This is a genomic window from Pseudonocardia alni, from assembly GCF_002813375.1.
Classification (GTDB): domain Bacteria; phylum Actinomycetota; class Actinomycetes; order Mycobacteriales; family Pseudonocardiaceae; genus Pseudonocardia; species Pseudonocardia alni.
The window spans coordinates 2,463,595-2,479,158 of record NZ_PHUJ01000003.1; the positions used below are offsets into that span (position 1 = coordinate 2,463,595).

At 73.6% G+C, this 15,564-nt stretch carries 11 protein-coding genes; 2 read left to right on the forward strand and 9 right to left on the reverse strand.

Annotated features, from left to right (window positions below; translation table 11 throughout):
* Nucleotides 1-28 precede the first annotated feature (28 nt).
* The 5 genes from ATL51_RS12335 to ATL51_RS12355 all read right to left on the reverse strand — a co-directional run bounded on the left by ATL51_RS12335 (nucleotide 29) and on the right by ATL51_RS12355 (nucleotide 5,355).
* Nucleotides 29-2,683, reverse strand: coding sequence for a bifunctional FO biosynthesis protein CofGH (locus ATL51_RS12335; RefSeq protein WP_073576404.1), 2,655 nt, complete (start codon nucleotides 2,681-2,683; stop codon nucleotides 29-31).
* 82 nt (nucleotides 2,684-2,765) lie between these two features.
* Complete coding sequence (locus ATL51_RS12340; RefSeq protein WP_392567369.1) at nucleotides 2,766-3,269, reverse strand: YbaK/EbsC family protein; 504 nt, start codon at nucleotides 3,267-3,269, stop codon at nucleotides 2,766-2,768.
* 61 nt (nucleotides 3,270-3,330) lie between these two features.
* A complete protein-coding gene (locus ATL51_RS12345; RefSeq protein WP_073576406.1) occupies nucleotides 3,331-4,143 on the reverse strand; it encodes a protein kinase domain-containing protein in 813 nt (270 codons plus the stop codon).
* On the reverse strand, nucleotides 4,140-4,982 hold the full coding sequence (locus ATL51_RS12350) for an exodeoxyribonuclease III (RefSeq protein WP_073576407.1): 843 nt from the start codon (nucleotides 4,980-4,982) through the stop codon (nucleotides 4,140-4,142). The genes ATL51_RS12345 and ATL51_RS12350 overlap by 4 nt, the downstream gene beginning before the upstream one ends.
* A gap of 43 nt (nucleotides 4,983-5,025) precedes the next feature.
* The gene (locus ATL51_RS12355; protein WP_062397696.1) at nucleotides 5,026-5,355 is read right to left on the reverse strand and encodes an SH3 domain-containing protein; all 330 of its coding nucleotides are present in this window, start codon (nucleotides 5,353-5,355) and stop codon (nucleotides 5,026-5,028) included.
* Between the two features lie 257 nt (nucleotides 5,356-5,612).
* Here ATL51_RS12355 and ATL51_RS12360 point away from each other — a divergent pair, with 257 nt between their 5' ends.
* Entirely contained in the window at nucleotides 5,613-7,841 is a 2,229-nt protein-coding gene (locus tag ATL51_RS12360) for an NADP-dependent isocitrate dehydrogenase (RefSeq protein WP_073576408.1), read from the forward strand.
* 53 nt (nucleotides 7,842-7,894) lie between these two features.
* Here the strand turns inward: ATL51_RS12360 and ATL51_RS12365 are convergent, their stop codons facing one another.
* The 3 genes from ATL51_RS12365 to ATL51_RS12375 all read right to left on the reverse strand — a co-directional run bounded on the left by ATL51_RS12365 (nucleotide 7,895) and on the right by ATL51_RS12375 (nucleotide 10,802).
* Nucleotides 7,895-9,196 carry a DUF2252 domain-containing protein gene (locus tag ATL51_RS12365; protein ID WP_073576409.1) on the reverse strand — a complete coding sequence of 434 codons (1,302 nt, stop codon included), beginning with the start codon at nucleotides 9,194-9,196 and terminating at the stop codon, nucleotides 7,895-7,897.
* 391 nt (nucleotides 9,197-9,587) lie between these two features.
* On the reverse strand, nucleotides 9,588-9,896 hold the full coding sequence (locus tag ATL51_RS12370; protein WP_073576410.1) for a DUF3017 domain-containing protein: 309 nt from the start codon (nucleotides 9,894-9,896) through the stop codon (nucleotides 9,588-9,590).
* A gap of 51 nt (nucleotides 9,897-9,947) precedes the next feature.
* Nucleotides 9,948-10,802 (reverse strand): bifunctional methylenetetrahydrofolate dehydrogenase/methenyltetrahydrofolate cyclohydrolase, encoded by an 855-nt coding sequence (locus ATL51_RS12375; RefSeq protein ID WP_073576411.1) that lies wholly within the window; start codon nucleotides 10,800-10,802, stop codon nucleotides 9,948-9,950.
* A gap of 229 nt (nucleotides 10,803-11,031) precedes the next feature.
* Between ATL51_RS12375 and ATL51_RS12380 the strand changes: the two genes are divergently transcribed.
* A complete protein-coding gene (locus tag ATL51_RS12380; RefSeq protein ID WP_073576412.1) occupies nucleotides 11,032-11,700 on the forward strand; it encodes a GPR1/FUN34/YaaH family transporter in 669 nt (222 codons plus the stop codon).
* Nucleotides 11,701-11,854: 154 nt separating this feature from the next.
* Here the strand turns inward: ATL51_RS12380 and ATL51_RS12385 are convergent, their stop codons facing one another.
* Nucleotides 11,855-15,196: an error-prone DNA polymerase gene (locus ATL51_RS12385; RefSeq protein ID WP_073576413.1), complete on the reverse strand. Its 3,342-nt coding sequence runs from the start codon at nucleotides 15,194-15,196 to the stop codon at nucleotides 11,855-11,857.
* Nucleotides 15,197-15,564: the final 368 nt, after the last annotated feature.

The following is a 15,564-nucleotide window of genomic DNA, read 5'->3' on the forward strand; positions in this document are numbered from 1 at the left end:
CCCGGAGGCGACGCGGGACCGGCCGGGATCAGGCCGGGGTCAACGGCAGCGTCCGCGGCCCGGTACCCGGCGCCGGGGTGAGCACGCGGGGCTCGCCGCGGTAGGTCGTCGTCCGCTGCCGGACCGGGCGACCGGCGGCCGCCGCGATCGCGGTGAGCTCGGCGACGGAGCGCTCGGAGCCGTTCTCCGAGCCGGCCATCCGGGAGATCGTCTCCTCCATCAGGGTGCCGCCCATGTCGTCGGCGCCCCCGGCCAGGATGTCCGCGGCGAGGTCGTCGCCGAGCTTGACCCAGGAGCACTGGACGTGGTCGATCCGCCCGTGCAGCGCGAGCCGCGCGAACGCGTGCACCGCCCGGTTGTCGCGCTCCGTCGGTCCCGGCCGGGCGATCCCGGCCAGGTAGATCGGGGCGTTGTGGTGCACGAACGGCAGGGGAACGAATTCGGTGAACCCAACTGCGCCGATCCCTCTGGCGCGGTCCTGGATCGACGCCAGTGTGCGCAGGTGCCCGAGCCAGTGCCGGGGCTCGTCGACGTGGCCGTACATCATCGTCGAGCTGCTGGGGATCCCCAGCTCGTGCGCGGTCGACACGACCTCGATCCACTGCGACGCCGGCAGCTTGCCCTTGGTCAGCACCCAGCGGACCTCGTCGTCGAGGATCTCGGCGGCGGTGCCCGGGATCGAGCCGAGCCCGGCGGCCTTCAGCTCGGTCAGCCACTCCCGGATCGACACCCCGGCCTTGGCCGCCGCGGAGACGATCTCCATCGGGGAGAACGCGTGCACGTGCATCCCCGGCACGGCCGCGGTGACCGCGCGGACCAGGTCGGCGTAGAACGACACCGGCAGCTGCGGGTCGATACCGCCCTGCACACAGACCTCGGTGGCACCGTCGCGGGCGGCCTCCGCGGCGCGCTGGGCGACCTCGTCGAGCGAGAGCCGGAAGGCGTCGGCGTCGCGCTCGCGCTGGGCGAAGGCGCAGAACCGGCAGCCGACGTAGCAGACGTTCGAGAAGTTGATGTTCCGGTTGACCACGTAGGTGACGTCGTCCCCGGTGACCTGCCTGCGCACGTCGTCGGCGAGGTCGAGCAGGGTGCGCAGCGCGGGTCCGTCGGCGGTCAGCACGGCCATCGCGGCGTCGGCGTGCGCCGGGTCGAGCAGCGCCGCCGGGTCGGACGCGGCCAGGTCCAGCCCGGCCCGGACGTCGGAGTCGAGCCGCTCGGGGGCCGCCCCGTGCCCGGCGCGCTGGTGCTCCAGCTCGGCGGCCACCTCGTCCCAGTCGCCGTAGACGTCGCCGAAGTCGCTGCGCCGGTCCTCGGTGCGCCCGGTCGTGTCGATCGTGGAGTTCAGATCGGTGCGCCCGGTCGAGGCGAACCCGCCGTCGGGTTCCTGCCACGCCCGCCCCTCCACGACGGCGTCGGGCCGGGCGAGCCCGTCCGGCCCGGACAGCGCGGCGACGTGGCCGTGCAGCCGCGCGTCGATCCACGGCGACCCGGCCCGCACGTACTTCGGGTAGGCGGTGAGCCGCTCCTGCAACGTGAAGCCCTCGGCCTCGGTGATCGCGGCCAGCTCGTCGACGGCGGGCCACGGCATCTCCGGGGACACGTGGTCCACCGTCACCGGGGAGACACCGCCCCAGTCGTCGATCCCGGCGCGCAGCATCAGCGCCTGCTCGTCGCCGACGAGGTTCGGCGGCGCCTGCAGCCGCACCTTCGGACCCAGCACGAGCCGGGCGACCGCGATGGTGGCGGCCAGGTCCTCCAGGTCGGCGTCCGGGTCGTTCGCCATCGCGGTGTCCGGCTTCGCCCGGAAGTTCTGGACGATCACCTCCTGCACGTGCCCGTGCGCGCGGGCGGCGGAGCGGATCGCGAACAGCGACTCGGCCCGCTCGGTGCGGTTCTCGCCGATGCCGATCAGGATGCCGGTGGTGAACGGGACGCCGACGCGGCCGGCGTCGGTGAGGGCGCGCAGCCGGACCGCGGGCTCCTTGTCGGGGCTGCCGAAGTGCGGGCCGCCCTTCTCGAACAGCCGCTGCGACGTCGTCTCCAGCATCATCCCCATGCTGGCCGCGACCGGCTTGAGCCGGGTCAGCTCCTCCCAGCTCATGACGCCCGGGTTGAGGTGCGGCAGCAGTCCGGTCTCCTCCAGGACGGCGATCGCGCAGGCCCGGACGTAGTCCAGGGTGGAGTCGTAGCCGCGCGCCTCGAGCCACTCGCGGGCCTGCGGCCAGCGATCCTCGGGGCGGTCGCCGAGGGTGAACAGGGCCTCCTTGCAGCCCTGCGCGGCGCCCTGGCGGGCGATCTCGACGACCTCGTCGCGCTCCAGGAACATGTCGTCGAGCCTGTGCGGGACGGTCGCGAACGTGCAGTAGTGGCAGCGGTCGCGGCAGAGCCGGGTCAGGGGGATGAAGACGTTGCGGGAGTAGGTGACCACGCCCGGGCGGCCCTCCTCGACGAGTCCGGCGTCGCGGACCCGGCCGGCGTGGCCGAGCAGCTCGTCGAGGTGCTCGCCGCGGGCGGCGAGCAGGACGGCGGCCTCGGTGACGTCGAGGGTGGACCCGTCCCGGACCCGGCGCAGGGCCCGGCGGAACGCCGAGTCCGAGGGCACCGGTTCGGCGGGTGCGGGGGTCGGGAGTCCGACCGGCGGTTCGGCCTCGGCCGGGACGGGTGCGGCGGGAGTATCGGCCATGCCACCCACACTAGGTTTCACCGATCACCACAGCGACCGTCCGTTTCCCGGCGATGGATCACCGCCGGTGCGGGAATACGGCTCAGGCGACCTCGGCGGGCGTCCCGCCGGTGACCGCGACGAGCTCGTCGAAGGTCGTCGGGAACACCGAGCGGGCCACCCCGCCGGCACCCCAGACCCGGTCGAAGTCCCGCAGCGCGACGTCGACCAGGGTGCGGACCGGCGCCGGGTGCCCGACGGGTGCGACCCCGCCGATGACCTGCCCGGTGGTCTCGCGCACGAACTCCTCCGACGCCCGTCCGACCCGCGCCGCGCCGACCAGCGCGGCGACCCTGTCGGTGTCGACCCGGTGCGCCCCGGAGGTGAGCACGAGCAGCGGGGCGCCGTCGGCGTCGAAGACCAGTGAGTTCGCGATCTGGCCGACCTCCACCTCCAGCGCGGCGGCCGCCGCGGCCGCGGTGGTCACCGCGTCGGGCAGCAGCACCAGGCCCGCGATCGACGCGGGGTCGGCACCGGCGCGGCGCAGCGCCTCCTTCACGGCGGCGACGCGGGGGTGGTCGGCGGGGTGTTCGACGCTCCGGCTCACCCGGCCCATCCTGCCCCCCGCCGCGTCGCGGGCGCCGCCGGGTTTCCGCCCCCGGGTGTGCTCAGAGGACGGCGAGGACGAGCAGCACGACGACGACCACGGCCAGCACCCCGGCCACGCCCAGCAGGATCCAGCGGTTGCGGCCGAGGTCCCCGCCCGGGGACCGGGGCCGGGCGCCGCGTTCGAACAGCTCGGCGGCCCGGTCGTGGGTCGGGCGCTCGGCCGGGTCGTCGGCGGTGAGGCCGTCCAGGACCGTCGCGAGCGCGCTGCCCGCCGACGGGCGCGGGCCCGCCGCCTCGCGCAGGACGGCGCCCAGGCACCACAGGTCCGCGGCCGGGGTGTCGCCGCCCTCGGGGGCGGCGGGCGCACCGTTCCCGCCGGGGCGCGGACCGACCGCGCGGGCGAGGCCGACGTCGGTGAGCAGGGCGCGGCCGTCGGCGGTGACGAGCACCGCGTCGGCGTCGAGGCCGCCGTGGGTGCCGCCGTCGGCGTGCACCGCACGCAGGGCGGCCAGCACGTCCCGGCCCACGAGCGCGACCTGCCGGGGAGAGGGCGGCGCCGTCTCGACGACCGCACCCAGCGGTCGCGCCTCCGGGTGCTCGGTGACCAGGTACTCGCGCATGTCCCCGGCCGAGGACCGGTCGGTGACCAGGTCCAGCACCCCGACGACCGACGGGTGGCGCAGCCGCCCGGCGGCCCGCACCTCGGTCAGCAGGCGCTCCCGCACCCCGGCCACCGCGGGCAGCGCGATCTCGGTGACGGCGACGGTGCGGCCGGTGATGCGGTCCTCGGCACGGTGGGTGGGCCCGAAACCGCGCCGGCCCAGCTCGTCGAGCAGCAGGTAGCGGCCGCCGACCATCCGGCCGGCGATCACACGGCCCCCAGCCGGACGACGACGGGGGCGTGGTCGGAGAAGCGCCGGTCGTGCGCGGGCGCCCGGTCCACGACGGCCTCGTGCGCGGCGTCCGCGAGCCCGGGGGTGGTGAGCAGGTGGTCGATCCGCCACCCGGTGTCGTTGTCGAAGGCCCGCCCGCGGTAGCTCCACCACGAGTACGGCCCGTCGACGCCCGGGTGCCGCTCGCGGACCACGTCGCGCCAGCCGTGTTCGAGCAGCTTCGCGAACCACTCCCGCTCGTGCGGCAGGAACCCGGAGTTGCGCCGGTTCCCGCGCCAGTTGCGCAGGTCCAGCTCGGTGGGGGCGATGTTCCAGTCCCCGCCGACGACCATCTGCCGCCCGGTCGCGGCGCACCGGTCGAACGCGGTGCGCAGGTGGTCACCGAAGGCCGCGCAGAACGCGTCCTTGTGGTCCTGCTTCTCGGTGCCCGCCATGCCCTTGGGCAGGTACAACGAGGCCACGGTGAGCCCGCCGGGCAGGTCCACCTCCACGTAGCGGCCGTCCAGGTCGGTGGTGGGGTCGGTGCCGTTGCTCGCTCCGCGGGCTCCGCTCGGGAAGCCGATCCGTACCGCCTCGGGCTCGTCCCGGCTCAGCACCGCGACGCCGTTGCGGCCCTTCGCCGTCAGCGACGGGGCCAGGCGCAGGTGCCAGCCGCCCTCGTCGAGCGCGGCCAGGAAGGCGGCCGGCAGCTCGTCGGGCCGTGCCCGGACCTCCTGCAGGCAGACCGCCCGCGCGTCGGTCGCGGCCAGCCACTCCAGCAGCCCCTTGGTGGCGGCGGCACGGACCCCGTTGACGTTGACCGTGGCGAGCGCGTTCACACCGTCTACTGTGCCGCACCCCTGATCACGCTGCGCGACGGGTTCAGCACCGGCTGCCCGAGGTCGCGGCGACGGAGTCCACCGGGACCCACTGGTTCTGCTCGGTGAGCTTGCGGAAGCCGCCGTCGACGATCGTCTCCGCCGCGACCTCGGTCCCGACCGGGAGCGTGCGGACCGGCGCCGCCGAGTTGCCGGGCGCCGAGCGCACCGTCACCTGCTCGCCCTGCACGACGACACGGCACCCGGTGGTCTCCAGGTTCCCGGTGACACCGCCGTAGGCGAGTGCGACGACCGTGAGGCCGACTCCGATGAGCCCGACCAGCGGCCAGCCCCTCAGGAGCGACTTCCGGGTGAGCCCGAAGACCTTCGCCACCGTGGTTCCCCTCCCGCCGAGCGCTGCCGCGACCACGGTAGCCGGTCCGCGGCCGTGGGCTCGACCATCACGGGGGTGTCGGGCCGGTTACTCCTGCGGGCGTGCGGGACCGGTGAACAGATAGCGTGTGGCCCAGTCAGCGGGTCGCCGCGCCGGGGACCCGCCCGGTCGTCCCGGGCCCGTCCGCCGGCGCCGTCGCGGCCCGCTCGCTGGACACGGCAGCACACACGACGAGCCGAGGCAGGCCTGAGGACGCGATGAAGCTCATCTACACGTACACCGACGAGGCGCCGGCACTGGCGACCCACTCCTTCCTGCCGGTCATCGAGGCCTTCGCCGGCCAGGCCGGGGTCGACGTGGAGACCCGCGACATCTCCCTGGCCGCCCGCATCCTGGCGAAGTTCCCGGACCGGCTCACCGACGCCCAGCGCGTCCCGGACTCGCTGTCCGAGCTGGGCGAGCTGGCGAAGACGCCGGACGCCAACATCATCAAGCTGCCGAACATCTCGGCGTCGATCCCGCAGCTCAAGGCGGCGATCACCGAGCTCCAGGGCGCCGGTTACGACGTACCGGACTACCCGGACAACCCGCAGACCGAGCAGGAGAAGGCCGCCCGCGCCGCCTACGACTCGGTCAAGGGCTCCGCGGTCAACCCGGTGCTGCGCGAGGGCAACTCCGACCGCCGCGCCCCGCTGTCGGTGAAGAACTTCGCCCGCAAGCACCCGCACTCGATGGGCGCCTGGAGCTCCGATTCCGCCAGCCACGTCGCCACCATGGACGACGGCGACTTCCGCCACTCCGAGACCTCGTTCACCGCCGCCGGTGACGGCGCGGTCCGCATCGAGCACGTCGCCGCCGACGGCACCGTCACGGTGCTGAAGGAGAAGGTCGCGCTGCTGGACGGCGAGGTGTTCGACGGCGCCGTCATGCGTCGCGAGCCGCTGCAGGCCTTCCTCGCCGAGCAGGTCGCCGACGCCAAGGCCAAGGGCGTGCTGTTCTCGGTGCACCTCAAGGCCACGATGATGAAGGTCTCCGACCCGATCATCTTCGGCCACGCCGTCCGCGCCTACTTCGCCGACGTGTTCGCCTCCTTCGCCGACGACCTCGCCTCCGTGGGCGCCGACCCCGACGACGGTCTCGCCTCGATCCTGACCGCACTGGAGAAGCTGCCCGCCGACAAGCGCGACGCCGTCGAGAAGGCCATCACCGCCGCCTACGAGACCGGCCCGGCGCTGGCCCAGGTCGACTCCGCGCGCGGGATCACCAACCTGCACGTCCCGAGTGACGTCATCATCGACGCCTCGATGCCGGCCGCGATCCGCACCTCCGGCCGGATGTGGAACGCCGACGACGCGCTGCAAGACACCAAGTTCGTCATCCCGGACTCGTCCTACGCCCCGCTCTACGACGAGACCGTCAAGCACTGCCAGGCCAACGGCGCCTTCGACCCGACGACGATGGGCACCGTCCCGAACGTCGGGCTGATGGCGCAGAAGGCCGAGGAGTACGGCAGCCACGACAAGACCTTCGAGATCGCCTCCGCGGGCACCGTGCGCGTCGTCGACGCGGCGTCGGGCGAGGAGAAGCTCTCGCACGAGGTCGGCGAGGGCGACATCTGGCGCGGCTGCCAGACCAAGGACGCCCCGATCCGCAACTGGGTCGGTCTGGCCGTCGAGCGGGCCCGGGCCACCGGCTCCCCCGCCGTCTTCTGGCTGGACTCGGCGCGCGCCCACGACGCGCAGCTGATCGCGAAGGTCGAGACGTACCTGGGCGAGCACGACACCGACGGACTGACCATCGAGATCCTCCCGGTCGCCGAGGCCACCCGCTACACCCTGGAGCGGGCCCGCAAGGGCGAGGACACCATCTCGGTGACCGGCAACGTGCTGCGCGACTACCTCACCGACCTGTTCCCGATCATGGAGCTGGGCACGTCGGCGAAGATGCTGTCGATCGTCCCGCTGATGAACGGCGGCGGCCTGTTCGAGACCGGCGCCGGCGGGTCCGCGCCGAAGCACGTACAGCAGCTGCAGAAGGAGAACCACCTGCGGTGGGACTCCCTCGGCGAGTTCCTCGCGCTGGCCGTCTCTCTGGAGATGCTGGCGTCGAAGACCGAGGAGCCGCTGCGGGCCAAGCTGCTCGGCCAGACCCTCGACGAGGCCACCGGCACGCTGCTGGAGAACGGGAAGTCGCCGTCGCGCAAGGTCGGGGAGCTCGACAACCGCGGCAGCCACTTCTACATCGCGCTGTACTGGGCGCAGGCCCTCGCCGCGCAGACCGAGGACACCGAGCTGGCCGCGATCTTCGCCCCGCTCGCCGAGAAGCTCGCCGCCGCCGAGGACACGGTCGTCGGTGAGCTGAACGCGGTCCAGGGCGACCCGGTCGACCTGGGCGGCTACTACTACGTCGACCGCGCGAAGACCGACGCGGTCATGCGGCCGAGCGCCACGTTCAACGCGGCGATCGACGCCTTCGCCGGCAAGTAGCCCCACCGCGACGGCCCGTCCCCCCGCTGCCGGGAGGGCGGGCCGTCGGCGTGTCAGGCCGAGCTGACGCCGGGGATGCGCCCGGAGCGGAACGCCTCCACGAACAGCGCGTGGTCGGCGCGCACGGTCCGGGCGTAGTCGTGGGCGAACTCCACGACCCACTCCACGAACGCGTCCTCCGCACCGGCGGTGCGCGCCGCGACCGCCTCCTCGACCCGGAAGTCGACGAGCGCGTGGTCGGCGTCGGCGTCGGCCACGCAGTGGATCTTCGCGGTGGCCCGGCCCAGGTCCGCGACGACCGGCGCGATCTCATCGGGCTCGGTGAGCTCCGACCAGTCCAGGTCCGCCTCGTAGGGCGAGACCTCGGCGACGACGAACCCGACGCCGTCGAGCTCGGTCCAACCCAGCATCGGGTCGGCGTGCGCCTGCAGCGCGCGCTGCGAGACCGCCGTCCGGTGCCCGTGGTGGCGGAACGCCGACGCCACCCGCTCGTCGGTGACCACCCGCGAGGGCGCGGCCACGTTGCCCTGCTTCATCGACACGACGATGTCGTTGTCCAGCGCCTGGTTCAGCCCCTCGACCAGCACCGTGTAGGTCGGCAGCCCGGCGCTGCCGATGCCCACGCCGGAGCGCCCGGCGACGTCCTTGACGGTGTAGGCGACGCCGCGGTGGCGCCGGGACTCCGGGATCGTGGCCACGTACGCCTCGAACGCCGCGGTGACCGCGGCCTTCTCGTCGTCGTCGAGGGTGCGGACGCCGGGGCCGGCGCGCAGGATCCGGTCGAAGCCCTCGGTCTCGGTGACCGCGTCGAGCAGTCCGACCCGGGTCCGGGTGCGCGCGGTCTGCAGGACCTGGTGCACCGGTCCCTCGGTGGTGTCCAGGCGCAGCGAGAACGCGTCGTCGTCGCGGTCGGCGAAGTGCCGCACCTGGGCCAGGTAGCTGCGGCAGTAGCGCTCGACGAGCTCGGACAGCGACCGGTCCGACAGCGCCTTGCGCCAGCCGAGCAGGCACAGGCTGGCCGCGAACCGGGTGACGTCCCAGGTCCAGTGGCCGAGGTAGGCCTCGTCGAAGTCGTTGACGTCGAAGACGAGCACGCCGTCGCCGTCCATGTAGGTGCCGAAGTTCTCCGCGTGCAGGTCGCCCTGGATCCAGACCCGGGCGGTCCGCTCGTCGACCCAGGGGTCCTCGCGGCGGGCGACGTCGTCGTAGAACAGGCAGGCGCTGCCCCGGTAGAACGCGAACGGGTCGGCGGCCATCTTCCGGAACTTGGTCCGGAACGCCGCGGGGTCGGCGGCCATCAGGTCGTCGAAGGCGGTCACGAGGGTGTCGACGATGTGGCCGCTGCGGTCGGTCATGGCGCGATCATGCTCGCGGACGGTGGCAGGGACCACCTCCGTCCGTGGGGTCCCGCCGGACCGAGCGCCGCCGACCGGGTGGCGGATGGATCTTCGTTGCGATCAACGGGTGATCAGCGGGCCACCGTGGGCGACGTCACGCAACCCGTCCGGAGCAACCCCCGTCCCGGAGCGGGTGTACCCACCGGTAGAATCTCGTTAGCGATGATCATTATCAGGCCGTCCCGCAGCGCACCGACCGGGGATCTCCCCGCCCGGCCGGGCCGGGTCGTGCGCGCGACCAGCACCGGCCCCGGGCGCCCCGGGAGCAAGCGTCCCGCGGGCCCCCGCAGACCCCCGACCCGGCGCCCGGCGGGCCCGGAGACGACCGGCGGCTCCCGCAGCCGAGCACTCAGCTGATGGTCAGCGAGCCCTGGGTGATCGTCAGAGCCAGCAGCAGGACGACGACGCCGAACCCGCCGTACACCAGCGCGTCGGCGTAGCGGCCGCGGATCGCGAGCAGCCCGACCCGGTCCGGCGGCAGCGCGACGCGCAAGCCCGCGGCGACCAGCATCGCCACCGCCAGCGCCGCGGACCCCTCGCGCCAGTGCTCGGTGATCACCCGCTGCAGCCCGACCAGCGACACACCGAGGACGACGAGCAGCGGCCAGTGCGCCCGCAGCCGGGCCCGCAGGCCGTGACCGGAACGGGTCGCCACCATCACCGCCCCCCGCCGCCCGTCATGCCGACAGGCTGCGTTCGGTATCGATTCTCACTCCGCCAGGCTGCGTTCGGCTGCCTCGACGACGTTCGTCAGCAGCATCCCGCGGGTCATCGGCCCCACGCCGCCCGGCATCGGCGCCAGCAGCCCGGCGACCTCGGCGACCTCGGGCGCCACGTCGCCGACCAGGCCCAGGTCGGTACGGGTGACGCCGACATCGAGCACCGCGGCGCCCGGCTTGATCTGGTCGGCGGTGATGAGCCCCGCCCGGCCCGCCGCGGCGACGACGACGTCGGCCTCCCGCAGGTGCGCCGTCAGGTCCCGGGTGCCGGTGTGGCACAGGGTGACGGTGGCGTTCTCCGAACGGCGGGTCAGCAGCAGCCCCAGCGGGCGGCCGACCGTCACGCCACGACCCACGACGACGACCCGCGCCCCGTTCAGCTCGACACCGAACCGGCGGCACAGCTCGACGATGCCGCGCGGGGTGCACGGCAGCGGTCCCGGCTCGCCGAGGACCAGGCGACCCAGGTTGGTCGGGTGCAGACCGTCGGCGTCCTTGCCCGGGTCGACCCGCTCCAGCGCGGCGCCGGCGTCGAGACCGTCCGGCAGCGGGAGCTGCACGATGAAGCCCGTGCAGGTCGGGTCGGCGTTCAGCTCGTCGATCGTGTCCTCGACCTGGGCCTGGCTCGCGTCGGCGGGGAGCTCGCGCTGCAGCGAGGTCATGCCGACCTTGGCGCAGTCGCGGTGCTTGCCGCGCACGTAGGCGTGCGATCCGGGGTCGTCACCGACCAGCACCGTGCCCAGCCCGGGGGTCACCCCGGCGGCGGTCAGCTTCTCGACACGGCCCCGCAGGTCGTCGAGCAGCTCCGCCAATGTCGCCTTGCCGTCCATCACGCGTGCGCTCACCCGGGCATCCTCTCAGGTGACGCCCGGGCCGGTCGAACCTGACCGAAGGACGCGTACGTGCCGCGCAGGTAGGGGGCGCCGTCCCCGCGAGCTGCGACGACGGTCCGGTTCCGTGCGACCGGGGTACAGGTCGGGGTCTGGTCGTACGGAGGGGCGAAAAACGATCTCCGCGAGAGCAGAATCACACCGCCGGTGCTCGACCGGTCACGAACTCGACGAGGAGTTTTCCATGAGCGTGGAGAGCGACACCGCGGGGGCGCACGCCGCTGCTGCCCCGCCCGCCCCGGCAGCAGCGGCCCCGGCTGCCAACCCGGCCCTGATGGGCCTCATCTGCTTCCTGCCGTCCGGCATCACGCTGGGTCTGTGGTTCGTGGGCTACCTGGACACCACCGCACTGCCCGGCGGCATGATCCCGATCGTGACCTTCTCGGCGGGTCTGTTCCTGCTGCTGTCGGCCATGGTCGCGCTGCGCGTCGGGGACAGCGTCACCGCCGCGATCTTCGGGGTCTTCTCCGCATTCTGGACCAGCTTCGGCGTGCTGCTCATGGCGCTGAACAACGGCTGGATCATCGACGCCGGCACCGGAGAGGCCCTGTCCACCGAGCAGGTCGGGTCGATCCAGTCGACCTATCTGCTCTCGTTCACCCTGGTGTTCGTCCTGCTGACGCTGGCGACGCTGCGCCTGCCGCTGATGTTCACGATCGGCTTCGTGCTCGTCGACATCACCTTCGTGCTGGCCTACATCGGGGTGACCGCGGGCAACGCGGGCCTGTTCCCGATCGCCGGGATCACGACGTTCGCGTTCTGCATCGTGTTCGCCTACATCCTGTTCGACGCGTTCGGCCAGACGCTGGGCGGACGCGCGATGTCGATGGGCGGGCCGCTCGTCAAGTCCTGACCCCGTTCCGACCGCCCACGGGCCCCGCCGGTTCCTCCGGCGGGGCCTGTGGTCTGCCCGGCCCCGGTGGTCCGCGTGTCCCGGTGGTCCCCGTGGTCGGGGACCGCGGGGCCCGGAGGTCGCGAGGGCCCGGCGCCGGGCGCGGGCGAGACGGTCAGCGGAAGTCCCGGGACGCCACCGTCACCGCCAGCGGCATCCGCTGCAGCCGGTCGGCCAGCAGGTTCAGCACACCCTCCGGGCTGCGTTCGAGCCGGCCCCGGACCAGCAGCCCCGCGCTCCCCAGCGCCACCGACCGGTAGCGCGCCCACAACCCCTCCGAGCAGGTCACGTTCAGCATCCCGGACTCGTCCTCGAGGTTCACGAACGTCACCCCGCGCGCGGTCGCCGGACGCTGGCGGTGGGTGACCAGTCCTCCGACCAGCACCCGGGCCGGGGTGTCCGGGCCGGCGCGGCGGCCCACCTCGTCGAGCCGGTCGATCCGGACCGCGCCGAGCGCGTCGAGGTCCGCGCGCAGGTGCTGCACCGGGTGGCTGTCCGGGGAGACACCGGTGGCCCAGACGTCGGAGACGGTCAGCTCCGCCTCGGTCATCCCCGGCAGGGCCGGCGCGTCGAACCCGACGGCGGTGCCCGGCAGGTGTTCGGGGCGCACCCCCGCGACGACGCCCGCCGCCCACAGCGCCTCCCGCCGCTCCACCCCGAAGCAGCCGAACGCCCCGGCCGTCGCCAGCGCCTCGGCCTGCGGGCCGGTCAGCCGGACCCGGCGTGCCAGGTCGGGCAGGTCCGCGAACGGGCCGCCCGCGTCGCGCTCGGCGTCGATGACCGCGGCGAGGTCCGCGCCGACGGTGCGGACACCCGCCAGGCCGAGCCGGACCGCCCGGCCGCCGGTGCTGTCGTCGTCGGGTTCGAGGACGGCGTCGGCGCGCCCTGCGTTGACGTCCGGCCGGTGCACCCGCACACCGTGCCTGCGGGCGTCGGCCACCAGCGACTGCGACGAGTAGAAGCCCATCGGCTGGGCGTTGAGCAGGCCCGCGCAGAACGCCGCCGGGTGGTAGAGCTTGAACCACGCCGAGTAGTAGACGAGCGCGGCGAAGCTGATCGAGTGGCTCTCCGGGAACCCGAAGTTCGCGAAGGCCAGCATCTTGGCGAAGATCCGTTCGGCGAGCTCGCCGGTGATCCCGTTCGCGGCCATCCCGTCGTAGAACCGCCCACGCAGCCGTTCCATCCGCTCGGTGGACCGCTTGGAGCCCATGGCCCGGCGCAGCTCGTCGGCCTCGGCCGCGGTGAACCCCGCGACGTCGACGGCGATCTGCATCATCTGTTCCTGGAACAGCGGGATACCCAGCGTCTTGTGCAACGCGGGCTTGAGCAGCGGATGGTCGTGGTCCCAGGTCTCGAGCTCGTTGCGCCGCCGGATGTAGGGGTGCACCGAGCCGCCCTGGATCGGGCCGGGCCGGATCAGCGCGACCTCGACGACGAGGTCGTAGAACTCGCGCGGGCGCAGCCGCGGCAGGGTGGCCATCTGGGCGCGGGACTCCACCTGGAACACCCCGACCGAGTCCGCGCGCGACAGCATCGCGTAGACCTCCGGGTCGGACTCGCCGATCGCGTGCAGCTCGATCCGCTCACCGGTGACGGTCGTGACCAGGTCCACCATCAGGTGCAGCGCGGTGAGCATGCCCAACCCGAGCAGGTCGAACTTCACCAGCCCGGCCGCGGCGCAGTCCTCCTTGTCCCACTGCACGACGGTCCGGTCGGCCATCCGCGCCCACTCCACCGGCACGACCTCGGACACCGGCCGATCGCAGATGACCATGCCGCCGGAGTGGATGCCCAGATGCCGGGGCGCACCCATCAGCTGCCCCGCGAGGTCCAGCAGCAGCGGCGGCATCTCCTGCGGGAGCTCGCTCGCCTCCAGGGCGTGCCAGCGTTCGACGCGCCTGCTCCAGGCGTCCTGCTGGCCGGGTGAGAACCCGAGCGCGCGGGCGGTGTCGCGGATCGCCGACCGCGGCCGGTAGGTGATGACGTTCGCGACCTGCGCGGCGAACAGCCGGCCGTAGCGGCGGTAGACGTACTGGATCGCCTCCTCGCGGCGGCCGGACTCGATGTCGAGGTCGATGTCGGGGTAGCCGTCGCGGTCCGGGGACAGGAACCGTTCGAACAGCAGCCCGTGCCGGACGGCGTCGACGTTGGTGATGCCCAGCGCGTAGCAGACCGCCGAGTTCGCAGCCGATCCCCGGCCCTGACAGAAGATGTTCGACCGGCGGCAGAAGTCGACGATGTCGTGGACGATCAGGAAGTAGCCGGGGAAGTTCTTCGCCTCGATGATCTCCAGCTCGCGCTGCACGGTGTGCGCCGCGAACGGGTTCTCGTCACAGCTGCCGTACCGCTCCATCCGGCCGCGTTCGGTCAGCACCCGCAGCCAGGTCGTCTCGGTGTGCCCTGGCGGGACATCGAACGGTGGCAGGTCCGGCGCCACCAGGTGCAGCTCGAACGCCAGCTCCCGGCCCAGCTCCGCCGCGCGCTCCACCGCGCCGGGATGGCGCTCGTCGAACCGCAGGGCCATCTCCCGCCCGGACCGCAGGTACGCGGTGCCCGCCGCGGGCAGCCAGGGGTCGATCTCGTCGAGGCTGCGCCGGGCCCGGACCGCGGCGACGGTCGCGGCCAGCGGGGCCCGGTCGGGGGTGGCGTAGTGCGCTCCGGTCGTCGCCACCGTCGCGACGCCGGCCCGCTCGGCCAGCGCGGCCAGTGCGTCGTTGCGCTCGGTGTCGCCGGGCTCGCCGTACACGGTCAGCTCGACCCGCACGTTCTCCGCGCCGAAGCGCGCGACCAGCCGGTCCAGCTCCGCCGCGGCGGCCACCGGGCCCGAGCGGTCCAGGGCGCGGCGCACCGCGCCCTTGCGGCAGCCGGTGAGCACGACGACCTTCCCCGCGGTGTCGGCGACGACCTCGTCCGGGTCGTAGACCGGCCGCCCCTTCTCCCCGCCCCGCATCTGCGCGGTGGAGATGGTGCGACACAGCGCGCGGTACCCGTCGGGGCCGCGGGCCAGCAGCAGCAGGTGCTCGCCCTCGGGGTCGGCGACGCCGTTCTGCGGGGCGGTCAGCCCGGTGCTCAGCTCGGCGCCGAACACCGTGCGCACTCCGAGCGCGCGGGCCGCCTCGGCGAACCGCACGACCCCGTACATGCCATCGTGGTCGGTGAGCGCGACGGCCTCCAGGCCCAGCTCGGCAGCGCGCTCGACCAGCTCCTCCGGGGCGCTCGCGCCGTCGAGGAAGCTGAAGTGCGAGTGGCAGTGCAACTCCGCGTACGGCACGACGCCGGGCCCCACCGGGTGCAGGTCCTCGGGCGGCTCGTAGGGGCCGCGGTGGACGGACCAGGCCGGTGCGTCCCCGCCGTCGGCCTCCGGGCCGTCGCGCAGGCTCGCGCCGTCGCGCACGGAACGACCCGACAGCGCACTCTCCAGCTCCGCCCAGGGGACGTCCGGGTTCTGCCAGCCCACCCGTGCAGAATACTCGAACGCAAGTTCGAACATCGAGTGCCGGGTTCCGCGGACGGGCGTCGCCGTGCGGGCCGGCCGGCTGCTCCCCAGCGCCGGTCGGCCCCGCACGGCGGGTCCGGGCTCCGGCGCGGCACACCGGCCGCTCCCCAGCGCCGGCCCGCGGGCCACCCGGACGTACCCATCCGGTGCCGGCAGGTGGTTCGTGGACCTCCCCGCCGACATCTCCGAGTTCACCAGCCGAACCTGTGGAACGACTGAGACCCCGGTGTGGATCGACCGAGGATCACCGCGGCCCCGGGTCGCGCCGGGTCGTACCGTCGTGTTCGTGACGCCGTGTCGTGATCGTCGGTTCACCGCACGGCCACGCC